The 17,705-nt window shown below is 49.5% G+C and carries 13 protein-coding genes; 8 read left to right on the top strand and 5 right to left on the bottom strand.

Annotation, left to right across the window (positions count from 1 at the left end; genetic code table 11):
- Window positions 1–154 precede the first annotated feature (154 nt).
- Window positions 155–1,702 carry a cobyric acid synthase gene (locus ACFSB2_RS07495; RefSeq protein WP_377942414.1) on the top strand — a complete coding sequence of 516 codons (1,548 nt, stop codon included), beginning with the start codon at window positions 155–157 and terminating at the stop codon, window positions 1,700–1,702.
- Between the two features lie 81 nt (window positions 1,703–1,783).
- Window positions 1,784–2,626, top strand: coding sequence for a uroporphyrinogen-III synthase (locus tag ACFSB2_RS07490; protein WP_377942413.1), 843 nt, complete (start codon window positions 1,784–1,786; stop codon window positions 2,624–2,626).
- 43 nt (window positions 2,627–2,669) lie between these two features.
- On the opposite strand, the gene ACFSB2_RS07485 is transcribed toward ACFSB2_RS07490, so the two are convergent.
- A complete protein-coding gene (locus ACFSB2_RS07485) occupies window positions 2,670–4,154 on the bottom strand; it encodes a methyltransferase domain-containing protein (protein ID WP_377942412.1) in 1,485 nt (494 codons plus the stop codon).
- A 189-nt stretch (window positions 4,155–4,343) separates the two neighbouring features.
- Here ACFSB2_RS07485 and ACFSB2_RS07480 point away from each other — a divergent pair, with 189 nt between their 5' ends.
- From ACFSB2_RS07480 to ACFSB2_RS07455, 6 genes are all read left to right on the top strand, one after another.
- Window positions 4,344–5,456, top strand: coding sequence for a phosphotransferase family protein (locus ACFSB2_RS07480; protein WP_377942411.1), 1,113 nt, complete (start codon window positions 4,344–4,346; stop codon window positions 5,454–5,456).
- Window positions 5,457–5,525: 69 nt separating this feature from the next.
- On the top strand, window positions 5,526–5,909 hold the full coding sequence (locus tag ACFSB2_RS07475) for a VOC family protein (protein WP_377942410.1): 384 nt from the start codon (window positions 5,526–5,528) through the stop codon (window positions 5,907–5,909).
- Window positions 5,910–6,238: 329 nt separating this feature from the next.
- The gene (locus tag ACFSB2_RS07470; protein ID WP_377942409.1) at window positions 6,239–8,038 is read left to right on the top strand and encodes a S9 family peptidase; all 1,800 of its coding nucleotides are present in this window, start codon (window positions 6,239–6,241) and stop codon (window positions 8,036–8,038) included.
- 136 nt (window positions 8,039–8,174) lie between these two features.
- Window positions 8,175–10,136, top strand: coding sequence for an AMP-binding protein (locus ACFSB2_RS07465; protein ID WP_377942408.1), 1,962 nt, complete (start codon window positions 8,175–8,177; stop codon window positions 10,134–10,136).
- 93 nt (window positions 10,137–10,229) lie between these two features.
- Window positions 10,230–10,814 (top strand): GNAT family N-acetyltransferase, encoded by a 585-nt coding sequence (locus ACFSB2_RS07460; RefSeq protein WP_377942407.1) that lies wholly within the window; start codon window positions 10,230–10,232, stop codon window positions 10,812–10,814.
- Between the two features lie 228 nt (window positions 10,815–11,042).
- Window positions 11,043–11,387, top strand: coding sequence for a cupin domain-containing protein (locus ACFSB2_RS07455; RefSeq protein WP_377942406.1), 345 nt, complete (start codon window positions 11,043–11,045; stop codon window positions 11,385–11,387).
- A 227-nt stretch (window positions 11,388–11,614) separates the two neighbouring features.
- Here the strand turns inward: ACFSB2_RS07455 and ACFSB2_RS07450 are convergent, their stop codons facing one another.
- From ACFSB2_RS07450 to ACFSB2_RS07435, 4 genes are all read right to left on the bottom strand, one after another.
- On the bottom strand, window positions 11,615–11,965 hold the full coding sequence (locus ACFSB2_RS07450) for a DUF3889 domain-containing protein (RefSeq protein ID WP_377942405.1): 351 nt from the start codon (window positions 11,963–11,965) through the stop codon (window positions 11,615–11,617).
- Between the two features lie 383 nt (window positions 11,966–12,348).
- A complete protein-coding gene (locus ACFSB2_RS07445) occupies window positions 12,349–12,705 on the bottom strand; it encodes an iron chaperone (RefSeq protein WP_377942404.1) in 357 nt (118 codons plus the stop codon).
- 71 nt (window positions 12,706–12,776) lie between these two features.
- On the bottom strand, window positions 12,777–15,044 hold the full coding sequence (locus ACFSB2_RS07440; RefSeq protein WP_377942403.1) for an ATP-binding cassette domain-containing protein: 2,268 nt from the start codon (window positions 15,042–15,044) through the stop codon (window positions 12,777–12,779).
- Between the two features lie 351 nt (window positions 15,045–15,395).
- Window positions 15,396–17,678: a DUF4855 domain-containing protein gene (locus tag ACFSB2_RS07435; RefSeq protein WP_377942402.1), complete on the bottom strand. Its 2,283-nt coding sequence runs from the start codon at window positions 17,676–17,678 to the stop codon at window positions 15,396–15,398.
- Between the last annotated feature and the right edge of the window lie 27 nt (window positions 17,679–17,705).

Below are 17,705 nucleotides of genomic sequence, written 5' to 3'. Positions count from 1 at the left end.
CCTAGACGAAAGAATCGTTACAACGTAAAATGAACTCCATTGCAACGATTTTAGTCGTACTCACGTTGGATGCTTGCTGTCAAGCGTTCATTATATCCTTTCAGCGCTACGCACTTTTTCATCATGCTGGTTCTTGCGAATTGGAGTGGGTTGTATGGCAAAAAACTTAATGGTGGTTGGCACCTCATCCAATGTCGGCAAGAGTGTGTTATGTACGGCACTGTGTCGAATTCTCCATCAGGATGGTGTTCGCGTATCGCCATTCAAAGCGCAAAACATGTCTTTGAATTCTGCCGTCACCCCGTCGGGCCGTGAAATTGGCCGCTCGCAAGCGGTACAAGCCGAGGCCTGTGGTCTGTCGGCAAATGAACATATGAACCCCGTGTTGCTCAAACCGATGCGAAGGTATCGTTCGCAAGTGATTTTACAAGGTCGCGTGTACGAGACGCAAAGCGCGTTCGGTGAAAATCTGGATGGAGCCGATGTGATCTGGGACGCCGTGGTGGAGAGCTACAATTACCTGGCGGCGCGTCACGATGTACTGGTGATTGAAGGGGCCGGAAGTCCTGTCGAGATGAACCTGAAGCCGCGTGACATCGCCAATATGCGCACAGCGCAACTGGCAGAAGCGTCAGTCCTGTTGGTAGCAGATATTGATAGAGGCGGCGTTTTTGCGTCCTTGGTGGGAACGATGCAACTGTTGACAGAAAGCGAGCGTGCGCGGGTCAAAGGCATCGTGGTGAACAAGTTCCGCGGGGACCCCAGCCTGTTCGAAGATGGTGTGCAGATGTTGGAGGCATACACGGGCGTGCCGGTGCTGGGCGTGATTCCGTACATCTCTGATCTCGGCATTGATGAAGAAGATGCCGTCGGGTTAGAAGGGGAGCGGTACGCTTCGCATTCAACCACTGCCAAAGGCGAGTCAGCTGTGCGCATTGCGATTGTGCAGTTGCCGCATATGTCCAACTTCACAGATTTCGATCCGCTCTTTCTGGAACCAGACGTCGTGGTTTCTTTCTGTCCAACACCGACCGACATAGAGCGGGTCCACGCCGTCATTCTGCCGGGATCGAAAAACACGATGGAGGACTTGTTGTGGCTTGAGCAAACTGGGTGGACTGCGACACTAGGACGTCTCCATGCGCAGGGGACCCTGATTTTTGGCGTCTGCGGCGGGTATCAGATGCTTGGGCAGACGGTGTCTGATCCAACGCATCAAGAATCTCTGTCTGCGTCGTTGGCTGGGATGGGACTGCTTCCGGTTGCGACGACGTTGGCTGCCGAAAAAACGACGGTGCTTGTCCAAGGTAAATTGGCTGGTGACATCGGTTCACTCGAGATTTCTGGATATGAGATTCACATGGGTGTCAGCACAGCTTTGGCGGGCTATCGACCGTTTGCGTATGTGCAAGGGGCGAATGATGACCAAGCGCGGTCAGATGGGGCCATTTCTGAAGATGGTCTCGTCATGGGGACATATGTGCATGGCATCTTTGAAAATGACGCGTTCCGCAGTCGCTGGCTGCAACAAGTGAGGGCGCGTTTTGGCCTGCCCGCACCTGCGAGTGGCGCGATCACGTCTGTTGCCGATGTCCGTTTGCAGGCTTATGATCGTCTTGCAGACGTTGTTCGCGCGCATCTGGACATGGATACGCTGTATCGACTGCTCGACGGCGTGGAAGCGACAACCGCACAGTGCTGACGCTGTTTGTGCGGTGTGATCGAATGTATGACCTTTGCGAACGTGAGATGTTGGGGAATTTGCATAAATTGGAGGGATAGTATGCAAACGTTGCTGGGGAAACGGGTCGTTCTCACTGGGACGAGGAAAACGGAAGAATTGGCGACCATCGTCAAAAAGCTGGGCGGCACGCCACTGCCGCGACCTGCGCAGGGGACGGTGACGGTACCGCCGCACGAAGTGGAACGCGCCGTTGGGCAACTTGTCGAACAGCCGCTTGATTGGTTGATCCTGACGACGGGTATTGGTGCAGAGCATTTATATCAAGCGGCTGCGCGCATTCATGCCGAGGATGCGTTTCTTGCGAAATTACAACAATGTAAAATTGCAGCGCGTGGCTATAAAACCGTGCGTTACTTGAAGACGCTGGGGCTGGCGCCGACCGTGCGCGATGATGATGGAACCACAAGCGGATTGATTCGTGCGCTGGAGCCAGTTGATCTAGAAGGGTGTCAGGTTGCGTTGCAATTGTATGGAGATCCTGCGCCGCGCCTGGTGGAGTGGCTCACAGCCCGAAAGGCGCAGGTCACCGAAATTTTGCCGTATCAACATATACCACCTGACAAGACGGTAACGCAGACGCTGCTTGACGAAATTTTGCAAGACAAAGTGGACGCGGTCACGTTCACAAGTACACCACAGGTGCGTTATCTAATGGCGTTTGCGCGTGAACGCCAACTGCAAGACGAAGTGATTGCACGGCTGAACCAAGACATTGTCGCTGTGGCTGTCGGCAAAGTTACTGCGGAGGCGCTGCGCGACGAAGGGGTGACACGGATCATTTTTCCCAAAGAAGAGCGTATGGGGAGCATGATGGTCACACTGGCAAAATATTATGGGCAAATGCTTGGGCAAAGTGTTGACGAACCAACCGAGGAAGCGTAAGTCAAATCGGAGGTGTTGGTGAGGTTCCCCGGTGTGTCCGCAATTAACCTTTATGAACCACTGCTTTGATCCATTGGCTGGGCTGTTGGTATATGAGCTCGTCTCTACCATATCGGTCAGCGATGACTTGGCCTCGTTCGATCAACGAGTCAATCAAATCGTGCTGGGCCTGCCACGGAAGGGTAAGCAGGACATTCTCAAATACGTTGCCGACTTGTATGAAGAATTTGACGACTTTTTTGACGTCTCCATAGTATGAGGGATGAAGTCGTGTGGTCACCTCAGCTTGCTGAAAAAGTCCTTCGAGCAAGGGGGGAACCGTGGTTTCATCCGGCAAGAGTTGCGACGATTCGTTATTTTTGAATGCTGGGTGTGTCAACAGCGGTTTGAACCACTCCACAAAGAATCCTTGTTGTGTTGAGAAGCGAAGCGGATAAAGTGTGGCAAATATGGCACCTGGTTTAGCGACACGGTGAATTTCACGCAGGGCTTCCTGTATGTGTGTGTAATGCAAGAATACGCTGCCGATCACGGCGTCAAACGTATTGTCGGCAAATGGCAGGTGTTCAGCGCTGGCCTGGATGAATTCCACATTCGTGGCTTGGAAGATTCGTCCCTTGGAGGCAGCTCTGCTCAACATGCCAGGGGAGGGGTCTGTCGCAATGACTTGTCCATGTTCGCCCACGGCTTTGTACAAACCATCCTCCAGTGTTAACGCACCTGTGCCGCAGCCCAATTCCAGCACTTTCATGTCTGGCTGAATCTGACTCAACGCAATCAAATCGCGACGTATTTCGTGTGCCGTGGGCGCCAGCGCGTTAAAAATGGTGTCATAGTCATCAAGGTAGGTAAATTGGGAGATGCGAATGAGTTGTGAGCGTTTGCGCAAGTAGTCAGTTGCATGAAGAATAGATTGTACTTGTTCAAAAACTACATACCCAGCCGAGGTCAATTCCACATAGGTATCCGTCTCGTCTGATACACAGCGAAAAAGACCGACTGCGCAGCAGTGTTCCAATTCGTATTCCAGTGAGTATTCAATCCAAGGGCGGTGCCATTTGCCTGAAATAAAGATATCCAACGGAATTCGCTGATAGTGGGCAAGTGCCTGACAATTTTCAAAAGAGATGATGATTGCGTAAACGCGGATGAGTGAATTTAGGCCGTGTGTCTGAAGAAAATCACGCACCAAGCGTTGGGCGACTAAAATCATTTCCGAGGTGACGACCAGCGCGCCCAAGCGCATATGACTCAAGTAAATCGCCGTCGAGAGCAAAATCTCTTCATACGCCCTGCGCGCAAAACCTCGCGTGATGAAAAATTGAAATGGAGGCACCTGCAGATCATCATCTGTTCCCATCCGTGACATTTCATTTGCAGCATCTTGTAGTATTTTTCTTTGCTCAGCGGTCATTCTTTGAATGTCTTCGCCGACAGACAACCAAGGTGCGATGACGATGTCCTGCGCCAACATTTGTTCTAGTAGTTCCTTAGCGTCTAATTCCTTTACATCTGCAAAACTGTCCAATTGACCATCACTCTTTTTCTACGCTAAATTTAGTTAAACTAAATGAGAATTCGGTAACAAAGATGTAACCCCTCCAAGAACTTTTGAAAAATGATATAAAAACTTTTTAGTGTAACATTTTATTTCTTTCCAGTGCACAGATGGAATAGAGGGACTGTTTATCCAGTTGGATTTGATGGGGGAATGCGCATGCTTGAAAATCGGTTGGGTGTCTACTTGCAAAAGCAATTTGGTGAACAGGCTCCGTGTGTTGTCTCCAATTTGGTGCAGCATAATTCTGGTTGGGAAAACGATGTCTATTCGTTTCAATATGCTCAAGCGGGCGTGGATCACAATGGAATTCTTCGGATGTATCAAGGCGCGCGCGCTGCTGAAAAAGCGCGGCATGAATATGCGGGGATGCAGCGTTTGCGTGCGGCAGGTTATCCTGTGCCACAAATGCGGCTGTTGGAACCGGATTCATCGGTATTGGGAAAACCATTCGTCATTATGGAAAAAATCTCCGGCGCGACACTTGCGCAGATCTTGCGGGAGGCATTTGACGCGGAGCATGGGGGCTTTGATGGTGCGCAAATGATGGCCAAACCAGCTGAGGCTGATGTTCAGTCGGGGTGGGGTCATCTTACGAGTTTTTGCGAATTGTTGGTCAAGTTGCACAGTCTGGACTGGCGCGATTTTACGGATACACCAGATGTTTTTCTCTGCAACCCGTATGCGAGTGTGGAGCGATTTTGCTCCCAAATGAACATGATCGCATCCTGGTGTGGTGTGCTGGAGGCAGAACCCGTACTGCAATGGCTGCAAGAACATCAGCAAGAAGTCCCCTGCGCTCGTCTTTCTGTCATGCATTGGGATTACCATCCGGATAATGTGCTGTTCAGTGACGAAGGCACATACGCTGTGATCGACTGGACGCAAATTGAAGTTGGCGATTGCCGCTTTGATGTCGCTTGGACATTGATGATTTGTTCTGTCTATAGCAAGCCAATGGCAGATTTCATCTTAGAGACGTATGAGCGGTTGGCTGGCCAGAAGCTTGAAAATCTAGCTTACTTTGAAGTGGCCGTGTTGACGAAACGGTTGTTAACCATGTTGATTTCTTTTCTGCACGGGCCAGCACATTTGGGGATGCGTCCTGATAGTATTGAGGTAATGGCCACTGCCATTCCGTATCTGTTTGTGATTGTACAGCGACTTTCTGAAATCACTGGACGAGATTTGTCGCAGTTGAGGTCGCGTATCGCAGGAATCGAACAAAAGCAGTATGGCGGTGAACCTGGACAACCGCTGACAACAGAGTGATGTGTCTTGTGGCACCATACATGTATCCATCGACGATGTCTATCGATGAATGAGAAAGAAGGTATATACATGATTCAAGCAGAGTTTGTTCAGCACGTCAGTATACCGGTGACCGACTTGGAGAAAGCGAAGGCATTTTACCGTGACGTGTTGGGATTGGCGGAAATCGAACGTCCAGCTTTTGATTTTCCTGGCGCTTGGTTTGCAATCGGTTCACAACAATTGCATCTGATTGTCCATACACCCGCCAAGACGTTGCGCGGCACAACGGCGTTGGATACTCGGGATGGGCATTTTGCGATACGTATTAAAGATTACGATGCAGCTGTGAAGCATTTTGAAGCGAGTCAGGTCACCTTTGTGGCCAATCCCAACAATAAGACCGACTGGGGGCAAATTTTTTTGACTGATCCGGATGGTAATGTCATCGAGTTGAATGCATTTCTTCGATAGCGGGTGTAGTGATATGGGACTGCCGGGCGGGCATCTTGTTTTTACGTGCATCTCTGTTTTTGATACACATAACTATGGGATGGGCATTGAAATTGAGCCGGACACGTTTGAAAAGCACAAAGGTAAACCACTTCATTTTTTGATGAGTGTGAAGTACAACGTATTTTATCTGCGAATTATCAAATTTTGGAGCAAAAGTTACATGCTCAAACAGAGTTGGATCCAAGTGGGGCGTCGGAAGACTTGCAACTATGGTTTGTTGTAGCTGAAAAGCGTTAATGCTGGTGTTTAATTCCGGGTATTTGGAAACGAATGGGGGACGAGTGGACATGAAAAGAGCAGAGATTGGTGTGGAGCGGTATCTGGAGATTCGTTCCGCCTATCATCCTACCTTCGGTTATGATCAGGCGTTATTCTTTCTCTACAATGTTACGGGAACACCGCAAGTTTGGCGCCAGGACGCAGACACACCTTGGCCCAAGCAAATATCGTTCTTCCCAGAAAGAGTATTGGGCCTATCGGCGAATCCCAAGAGAGACCTGTTGCGCGTTAGCTTGGACGCGGGAGGAAATGAACGGTCGCAGATTTATCTCATGGACGGTGAAGGCCTGAACGTAAAAGACATCACGGGGGATCCCGCCCATATCTATCAAGCTGGAAGCTGGTCTCATGATGGCAGTTTACTCAGCTATGCCACAAACAAGCGGAACGGCGTCTATTTTGATGTATATGTGTATGATGTTGAGACGGCGGAACATCGATTGGTACACGAGAGTGATGCAACAAATTACGCATTGGGTTTTACCCCAGACGACAGGCATGTCATCGTATCGCGACATCACGAGTCATTGCACAACGATCTATATCTAGTCGATATTGCCACAGGAGAACTAACCCATTTGACGCCACACGAGGGTGTAGCTCGATTTAGCGCGCGATTCACCCGAGACGGTAAACAGTTATTCCTCATCACTGATTTGGACAATCAGTTTATGCGATTATCCGTGGTCCATCAGGAGACTGGTGAGCGGAATTGGCTTACGGATGATGATTGGGATGTCACAGGTGTAAGTATGGACATTCACAATCGTTATGTTGCTTATACCAGAAACGTCGATGGAAATACCGAGCTGACGGTTCTTGAGCGGAACGAGTCTGGCGTTCTCCGAGAATTGGACGATTTACCCGATCTTCCTGCTGGTGTGTTCGGTGTGCACTGGGACAGGGATGGCCGCCGTCTCGCCATCTCACACAGTGGTCCACGCAGTGGTAACGAAATTTGGCTACTCGACATCGTGACGCGCGATTTGCGACGAACCACTTACGCCTCAATTTCTGGCGTGCCACAGCACACGTTTGTTGAAGCGGAACTGATTCATTATCCGACTTTTGACGGTCGACAGATTCCCGCCCTATATTATAAACCTAGCCACAAAGAAGGGCCGTACCCTACGGTCATCGACGTGCATGGTGGCCCGGAGTCTCAGAGTGTGAATTCATTCGCTGGGCTGACTCAGTATTTTGTGGAGCGGGGATTTGCTGTTTTGAAAACAAATGTGCGGGGAAGCGCCGGATACGGCCGGGATTACCTCCATTTGGACGATGTGCGTAAGCGGATGGATTCCGTTGCTGATCTTGCGCATGCTGTCGATTGGTTGGTGGAGAGTGGACAAGCACGCCGTGACGCCGTTGCAGTTATGGGCGGCAGTTACGGAGGATTTATGGTACTCGCGGCTGTGACACATTATCCAACGCTGTTTGCAGCTGGAGTAGACATTGTCGGGATTGCCAATCTAAGGACCTTTATGGAGAATACGAGCGCGTATCGCCGTCACTTGCGTGAATCGGAGTATGGCACGATAGCGGATGATGGCGAGTTTTTTGACGAAATCTCTCCGATCCATCACGTAGACAAAATTCAAGCGCCCATGTTCATCGTGCATGGCGCAAATGATCCACGCGTGCCGGTGGATGAGGCAGAACAGATGGTTAGTGCGTTGCGCACGCGCAACCATCCCGTGGAGTACTTGCGCTTTGAGGATGAGGGTCACGGTCTTGCGAAGCTGGCCAATCGAATCGAGGCATACACAAAAATCGTTCAGTTCTTAGAGGAAAAGCTACCATTATAACTCTGTAACTCGTCTGTGGAGAGATCGACCGGTCATCATTTCTGGTTGATCTCTCCAAATCCGGGACGTTATGACCAGAATTTTCGATCGTGCTGAGCAGCCTATTTTTCGTGGTATGCTTAAGCGAGATTTATGGTTGCGATTGGAGATGGCTGCGCTGTCGAAAATGACATTCCGAGTGGAACGCAAGGCGATTTACATATTAAATATCACGATTTACACGAATTTTGAGCGATTTCTTTCGAAGATACCTCAAGATGTGTTGATATGTGTCAATGAAACCATTACACGTCGCTATGACAAAATGTTCAAGCAGAGAGCATACCAACAAATCTCTGCGGAGAATCCATGGGCATGTCGCAGGTTTATGCGCGAGTTGAAGCGGGGGAATCCTGTCGTTGTCGCATTGGACACGGATCAAGCCACATTTCAAGCGATTGCCCGCTACGCATATTTGCGAAAAATTGACTTGATCCCGGTGTTTGCGCACGAACGAACAGTGTATATGATGGATCCGCTTCCAAAGGCTGACCCACAAACGAGTTTGGAACAACTGCAAAAATTCCTGTTTATGAGTTATGTTGGGCGACCGGACACGGGGCCTGTCCATCTGTTTAACGAACTGCTGGCGGCGGCGCAATATTACGGAACGGATCGCATCATTTGTAAAGATATTTCCGCTCAAGTCAGCTACAAGGATCTCCTGCTCAACACGTATGTGCTAAGTCGGCGGTTAAAACGAGTCATTCCGGATTCAAGCAATGGGGTTGGTGTGTTCTTGCCAAACTCGATTGGCAATGTGGTGACGCTGTTTGCATTGTTTTATAACAACCAGTCTCCAGTGATGCTGAACTATTCTGCAGGTGTACAAACCATACTTGATGCATGTGATACGGCCAACTTGAAGATGGTCTTGACCTCGCGGGAGTTTATCGCCAAAGGAAAATTGGAAGCTGTCGACGAGGCGCTTCGCAGACAATATGAGGTCATTTACCTTGAAGACCTACGTTCTAGTATTTCGCTGTTGCACAAGTTCAGTGGGCTGTTATCGTATGTCCGACGGAAGCGGGCGACAGGCAGACAGAACCGTATGATTCTGTTCACTTCGGGGAGTGAGTACAAACCGCGCGGCATTGTTCTTTCGCATGCCAACATTTTTGCCAATGTCCAGCAAACGCGCGCTGTGATCGACTTCGAGCCAACACATCGAATTCTCAATGCGATGCCGATGTTTCACTCGTTTGGACTGACCGCTGGCACATTCTTGCCGCTGCTTACGGGGATACAGACCTATTTGTATCCAACACCGCTGCACTATAAGCGCATCCCAGAATTGGTGGGTGAAGAAGAGTCTACTGTTCTGTTTGGGACGTCGTCGTTTCTCGAAAGATATGGACAGAATGCCACTCGGGAGAATTTTGCGTCCCTGCGCTATGCCATCGCTGGCGCCGAGGGCTTGAAACCGGAAGTGGAAAAGTTCTGGCTCGACAAGTTTCATCTGCAAATTATGCAGGGATATGGCGCAACAGAAACTGCGCCCATCATGTGTCTTGACACACCATTGAACCACCGTCTCAACAGCGTTGGTCGCCTGCTGCCAGAAATCTCTTATCGTTTGATGCCGGTGGAAGGGATTTCTGTTGGCGGCATCCTCCAAATGCAAGGCCCAAATTTAATGGAGGGCTACTTGCTTCATGGACAAGGTTATATCAAACAGGAAGGCTGGTATGACACAGGTGATGTCGTCACCATCGACGAAAATAGGTTTGTCATCATCGTCGGTCGGCTAAAGCGGTTCGCCAAAATTGCCGGAGAGATGGTGTCCTTGAATCTCGTTGAGCAACTTGCTGCGCAAGTATACGGCAGCAGCGATTTTGCCGCCATCAATGTTCCAGATGCCAAGCGCGGTGAGCGAATTATTCTCACCACAACCGCCGCAGGTTTATCTCTGGCACCATTGCGCGCGCTGGTCGAGCAACTTGGCTACTCGCGCATGCACGTGCCGAGTGAACTGAGCCACATCAGTCAATTTCCGTTGCTTGGAAGCGGGAAGACAGACTATGTTGCGCTGAAGGCGCTGTTTGAAACGAAGTTGTAGTGCTTTGGGGTACTTTTTTATATACCATACCCAAGAATAAGCGCAACTTGATGTTTATGAATAAAAATCAGAGAGTGAAGGTGGGATGACAGTATGGGGATTGAGCCTGTAGAACTGATTGGGAAACGTGCGAAGTTGATCCCGATGGACGAATCACACACAGCGGATTTGTTTGAAGCCGGGTGGGATCGAAGTATATGGACTTATATGCCTGATATCGCGGAGACGATGGACGATATGAGACATCTGGTCTCACTAGCGTTGTCTGCGAGGGATAAGGGCACCGAGCTTCCATTTGTCATTGTGGATCAACATTCGAACAAAATTGTGGGGAGTACCAGGTTTCTGGATATTTCTATTCCCAACAGGCATTTAGAAGTCGGTTGGACGTGGCTGTCGCCGAGTGTGTGGCGCACGCGTATCAATACGGAGTGCAAGTATCTACTGTTGAGGCATGGGTTCGAACAGTTGGATATGATCCGTGTTCAAATCAAGACCGACGGGCGCAATGTGCGATCCCAACAGGCCATCGAGCGGATCGGCGGGGTGAAGGAGGGGGTATTGCGGAAGCACCGTATCCTGCATGATGGGTATGTTCGGGATTCCGTGTACTATAGCGTGATTGCTGAAGAATGGCCAGGTGTGAAGAGCAGGTTGGAGAAGATGTTGTCGAGATGAGTGCGCCCGACGTTTTTTTTCGTTGGAAGGCCGTAGTAGTCCTTTAATGGTGATGAATGAAAAACTGGACCCGGAACTTGCAACAACGCTTCGGGATTTTTTGAAAAGGAATCACATAGATTGAAAAGGAATCACATAGATTTCGGAAGCGTATTGTGATCGACGTCGAGTTAGGATTGTCGGGGTATTTGCTGGATTCCAACATTGGAATTTAAGGGGGCATTTGCATTGATTATCAGCAAAAAGAACGCAGAACACTACATATGGGGTGGAATTTGTGATGGTTGGCATTTAGTAAAGCAAAACGATTTGAGTGTAATCCAAGAGAGAATGCCGTCAGGCACATCTGAAGTGCGGCATTATCATCATAAGTCACGACAATTCTTTTTTGTTTTGTCTGGCATGGCGACATTGGAAATGGATGGAGAACAGCATAGTATTGGTGCATTTCACGGCGTTGAAGTACAGCCTGGCGTTCCGCATCAAATGAGTAACCAATCACAAGAAGATGTAGAATTCATCGTCGTTTCCCAACCTATGAGTCACGGGGACCGCATTACAGCTGAAGGTTAAAAGGATTCACTTTTCTTAACCGTGTGGCGACCTTGTATCGAAGACTCGCGTCGAATGTACCGGTACAGCAGAAAGGTCTGATAACCAATGTACAAGTGGAGACCATTGGAAGACAAGGATTATAGTTTTATATGTACGTTCCTTCAAACAGAAGAGGAATTGTTGTTCTGCAATGGATTTTCTGAATTATACGAGTATATAGCTCTTGGGAATCCCATGACGGCTGCTTAGCGACTTGTTTCCTTGAAACTAATTCGGCTTAATTTCTGATTTGCTTTGTTGTATACGACATATACGTACAATCCAAATTCGTGTTTGCTATTTCTCATCCACAGCTTAAATGTCTCTTGAGATTCCGTTGAGGAGATTTCTTTTAGCCCAACATGTTTATAGTCGATAACTGTGGAATCGGGGTATCTTTTTTTTGCCTCTTGAACTGCAAGTGACCCCCACTTGGCATACGACGGCGTAGGCTTAGCAGTGTTTGAAACACCGTTTGTGAAGGCTAAGGCTGTGGTTTTGTTGAAAATACATACTGTTGAGATACAAACAACGAGTAGTGAAAGCCATATTTTCATTTCGAAGTTCTCCTTGTGGTTGACATAATGGGGTATTATCCCGTTCAGGACAGAGACTATACTGATTTCTCCATATGAAATAAATCGCAAGGTAGCCACTAAAGTCTTTCAGCTGAGTGCATACGTGACATTCAATCGAATATCGGGGAGAAAGATTTTATCAAAGAAATAAATTCATTGAGCTCTTCAATTGCATCACATTTAACGTCCGATAATATATATTATGTTAACTAAAAGTGATGATGTTTGATATTTAGACGACCGTTAAGTGATGATGTTTCTGAGTGTGTCTATGAGACTCTGCGGCCCCTTCCTTGTCGCAACATAGGACAGTTTGCAAACCTGTCCTATGTGTTATTCGAAAACGATTTTTACTGCCCTAGTTATTTTCTTATTTTCTCGGCTCTGAAAGCTGCAATTTCCGCAATCAAATCCTTTGGTATTGGTTTGCCAAACGGAAATTGGATGGTTCCTCTTCCAGTTGTTTTGTACGACAAGAATTCTTTTTCAAATGTGCCATCTGTAGGTACCGGATATAATCCAATATGTTTTTTGTGCGCAGCGAAATGTATTAGCGTTTTCCCATCAAGGATATAAGTTGGCATTCCATAGCTAATGGATTCTTCCGCTTCAGGAATGGTGTCCGTAATTATCGAGCGAATCTCTTCCAAAACGGTTTGTACATCAACTGGGAACCCTGATATATACTCGTCAATGTTGCTTGGCTTATTGACCGACATGGGGATTCCACCTTCTTTCATTCCTTTAAACGTTTGAGCCGTTCTGGCTGCATTGCTTTTGAGCTATGCTTTTACTCATGTTGATTTACTGCATTCATCAAATATCTTCCCGTGATTGACTGCTTGGCATGGATAATTTGTGCAGGTGTGCCCTCGAATACCACCTGGCCGCCATTGCTGCCTCCGTCCGGTCCCATATCGATGATCCAATCCGCAAGGCTTATGACATCGAGGTTGTGCTCGATGACGATCACCGTATTACCTGCATCCACGAGGCGATTCATCATTTCCAGAAGATGATCGACATCTGACATATGTAGGCCAGTTGTCGGCTCGTCCATCACGTAGATGCTGCCCTTCTTATGCAGTTCGCTCGCCAGTTTGATGCGCTGGCATTCCCCGCCAGAGAGCGTACTGAGCGGCTGGCCGAGTGTAATATAGTTCAGTCCCACATCACACAGCGCCTGGAGCTTGCGAACAACTTCTTTTAGCTGAAAAAACGCCAATGCCTGCTCTACAGTCATCTCCAGCACTTCTGCAATTGATTTCCCATTCAGTTTGTACGTGAGTACCTCTTCTTTGAAGCGTTTACCACCGCATACTTCGCATGGCAGCTTGACACTGTCGAGGAAAGCAAGGTCTGTATACACAACACCCAGCCCTTGGCAGTTCTCACAAGCTCCCTTGGAGTTGAAACTGAACAACCCTTGGTTGACCTTGTTTGCGGAAGCAAACGCCTTGCGCACATCATCCATCATGCCCGTGTAAGTCGCGGGATTTGATCTTGTTGACACGCCTATCGCCGATTGGTCGATGATGATGGCGTCCGGATGCTGACGAAGGAATACATCGTTAATCAGCGTGCTTTTGCCTGAGCCAGCGACACCCGTCACGACGGACAGCACACCGGTTGGAATATCTACGCTCACGTTTTGCAGGTTGTGCAGTGTGGCATTCTTGATAGACAACTTGCCGGACGGCTGCCTGCAATCGCTTTTCAATTGGAGCAGACGTTTCATATAACTGCCTGTCAGCGTGCCTGCTTCCAGCAGGCCATCGAAGCTTCCTTCATACACGATGGTCCCACCGTGGCTGCCCGCGTGAGGTCCGACGTCGACGATATGATCCGCCACCTTGATCACATCGGGATCGTGCTCGACGACAATCACGGTATTGCCCTTGTCGCGCAGTTTCTGAAGCAATTCATTTAACCGGTGTACATCACGGGGGTGCAAGCCAACGCTAGGCTCATCGAAGATGTAAGTCACATCCACCAGGCTGCCGCTCAAGTGCTTTACCATCTTGACCCGCTGCGATTCGCCGCCGGACAATGTATCAGTCTCGCGGTCGAGTGTCAGGTAGTCAAGCCCGATATCCACCAGATGCTGCAGTCGCTCTGTCAGTGACTTGACGACAGGTGCTGCCACCGGATCGTCAATCTCCCGCATGACGCGGATGAGTTGCCCGATCTCCATGGAGGACAGCTCCGCAATGTTGAGTTCGTTGATTTTGCAATTGAGTGCGGCCTGACTGAGTCTCGCGCCGTGGCAACTGGCGCAGATCCCCTCGGAGATATATGGCGCAACAGTCTGTTGTGTTCGCTCTGAATACGTCTTTAAATCCTTTTTGATGTACTTGTTGCTGAACTTCTCGATACACCCTTCCACCGTAATGTTCACTGTCTTTCCGCCGAACTGCGTCGCCACTTTCTTCGCCTTGCCGTACAGCAGTTCTTCCAGTTCCGCCTCGGAATAATCACTCAGTTTCTTGTCGGGATCGAACGGACCTGACTGCACGAGCATTGTCAAATCCATGCTGTCCTTTGTATAGCCGGGCAGCATGATTGCCCCTTCATTCAACGACTTTGACTTGTCTATCGCCTTGCTCATGTCGACGCGCAGCCTGCGACCGGTCCCATTACACTCCGGACACATGCCTTGCGGGTCGTTAAACGAAAACATAGACGCATGTCCGACATAAGGTCGGCCTACTCGGGAGAAAAGCAGGCGAAGCAGAGGTGAGATATCTGTAATCGTGCCCAGCGTTGAGTGGGAACCGCCACCCAAGCGCTTCTGGTCGACGATCACTGCCATACTGAGATTTTCGATCCCGTCTGCATCCGGTTGCGGAATACGCGGCAGAAAGTTGCGGACGAACATGCTGAAGTTTTCGTTCAGGAGACGTTGGGATTCGGCGGCGATGGTGTCGAAAACGATCGACGATTTGCCGGAGCCGGATACACCGGTAAAAATCGTGATTTTGCGCTTGGGAATGCGCAAAGATACATCTTTCAGGTTATTTTCCCGGGCGCCGCGGATTTCTATGTATTCTTGGGTCATCAGATATCCTCCCTTACCGTATTCAGATCCGAATCGGTTTCATTACATAAGAGTCATTTTAACAGATGACCGTTCAGATATGGTTTCATCAGTTGATTCGAAAGTTTGAGTGCTTCTGCACGAGATTTAGCAGGCGGGGAAATGGTCAGACCGTGCCCACTGTTCCACCCAGCGTTTGCTTGATACTCTAATATCGTAAACTCGTTGAAACGATGATTTGTGAACATGGAGCCGTATTCGTAGAACTTTTTTGGCGTGAAAAAAATCAAGTGCCGGTAACGACGTTTTAACAAGGTGGCATGGCGCTCAAAGCACATGCCACCTTGTCATTTTTTACAGACCACAACCGTATCAGTAAAATGTCGTCTCTTTCCACTCGTTGTTTACAAATGCAAGCGTGTTGTCATACTCCTGATGGTAAAATGGGTCACTGCTTTGATAGGCAGGCAGCAGCCCTTTTGAGTTGAGATACCATGTTTTCATGGTATCGCCTTCGTATCCATATAGGTATCCACCAGTAAAGTAATCATAGAATTTGTTTTGTGCTGCCTGTGCAACCGATTGATTGGTGGATGTAGTGTTATAGGGTTGCTCCATCTCTAATCCCAAATTGTAATACTGCGCCATATCGGACACGGATTTCAACCGAGTCGCCGCATCTATGTTGTCGTTAAAGGCAACGCCTGCCTGACTCGTGACATCATCGAACCCAAGTTGTTTCCAATATGAGACGCCGGGTGCGCCGTATGTTGGGATCCAGTAGAATTTCAGGTGATTTTGATGGACCATCGCTGCAGTTGCTTGAATCAATTCCGCATCCAATGGTGCTGTAGGTTGCATGGATTCCGGTTCCCAATAGAATCCCGCCAGTTGCAGATTGGACAAACCAGCGCTACGCCACTGACTTTGTACCTGATTGATGTACCAACGAATCGCTTTGGCCTTGTTCACCGTTGCCTGGACTTGGCCGACGTCGTTTGGATTCAAGTCAAGACTTTGGCCTGATCCGCCCACAGCTCCGAAACTACTGGTGTTATTGTTCAGTCCGGGTATGGTAATCACTACTTTTTCTTTGAACCCTGGGTCATTCAATTGTTGTTTAACCTCGCCGACAGCTTCGTTCAATGCCGCTAGCTCAATGTTTGGCGAAAACAAATCGCTCAGCCACGACGTCCAGCCGGCTTCGGTCTGCGGGGTTTGAGCAGAATATTCTCCAAACAACGTCCCGTCAAACAACCATCCCGTCGGTACGCCACTCGCATTTTCCTGCGCAATCATCGGTAAAAAGTCGCTTTCGCTCCATTCCCCGGCCGATCCGTTTGCACCGGTGTAGACCAACTGCATATTTTGGATGCCGTCCGTTTCTGGATCGCTCGCTTTCAGATAACCAGACAGGTTTGCGGCGCCTGTCAAGTACGGATTCAGCTGAGCTGCGCCTTGCGCAAGACCCAGAGCTGCGAGGCTAAGCAACGATTGCGCAGTGGATGGTCCCTGTGGCCCGGATGGCCCGGATGGGGAGGCGATGGTCGATACTGCCTGCAGTAAATTGGGTAACCCAGGCGCATTTTCGTCGACCAGGTAATCATCGCCCATCGTCTTGGTGATGGCTGGGCCAGGGAGTGGTTGTGTTCGGGCCGGATTATTGTTTCCATTAGTGCCACCACCATCAGTGTCGCTGCTGCCGACGGTGGATTGCCCGACCGCCCCCGTTCCTTGGCCCCCGCTTTGGTTTGACTGCGGTGTGCCAAATACAGAAAACTCATCCATGAAGGAAAAGACTTTGTCGTCAAACTGTGCACGAACGTACTGTGCATTCACATGTGTATCCAATGAATAGGGTTGGGACTGTGGCGTGTAGTCACCGCCACCTTGACCAGACCAGACGGTGCCAATTTTATGCCATGTGTCCCCATCGTTGGACACATAGTAAGTTACGCTGTCCGGAAAATCGATACCGGCGCCGAGGTTCTGCAAGAAATCGAGTGACACTCGCCGGATCGGTTGGACGCTGCCCAGATTGACGACGACGCTGCGCCCACCTTGGCGAAGCAAGCCAACCCAGCCTTTGTCAGCATAATCGAGCGACGCAAACTGCCCATCGGTCAGTTGGCCCGTATTCGCGTAGGCCACTTCACTCTGCTCAAACGTCGGATCTGGCCACTGTGTGCCGATGGTGTAAGGTTTTCCGATGGCCATGTCGGGCAGCGTTGTCGTATCTGTATTTTTCGGTGGTGTTTTCGCGATGTCACTCGGTGACATGATGGTACTGGACGCCGTCTCACCGCTCGTGGAGCCCGCTGAATTGGTGGATGTGGAAGTCGTCGTGGAAGAAGTAGCAGAACTAGCGCTTCCACCAGAACTGGTCGAAGTTGTCGATGGCGCCAGCGGATATTCCGTTCTGGGCCCTGGCACGGGAATGGACATATTGGGCGGCAAATAAGGATAATCGTTCGGATTGTTCGGGTCAGCGCCTGGTCGGGCTACTTCGGTTTGATCCCCCATCGGCGCCTGCGCCGAACCCGTGGATGAACTGGAAGTGGTCGACGATCCGGTGTCTGCATAGGCGGTTCCGGCGAAACAGGGTCCCCCGAGCAAAATCAAGGCAGTCACTGCTGCCACCGCAGATGTACGCACATCAACGCGCCCCCTATCATTTTGTAA

The sequence above is a fragment of the Alicyclobacillus fodiniaquatilis genome (genome assembly GCF_042678105.1).
Classification (GTDB): domain Bacteria; phylum Bacillota; class Bacilli; order Alicyclobacillales; family Alicyclobacillaceae; genus Alicyclobacillus; species Alicyclobacillus fodiniaquatilis.
This window is presented reverse-complemented; position numbering and strand designations above follow the sequence as displayed.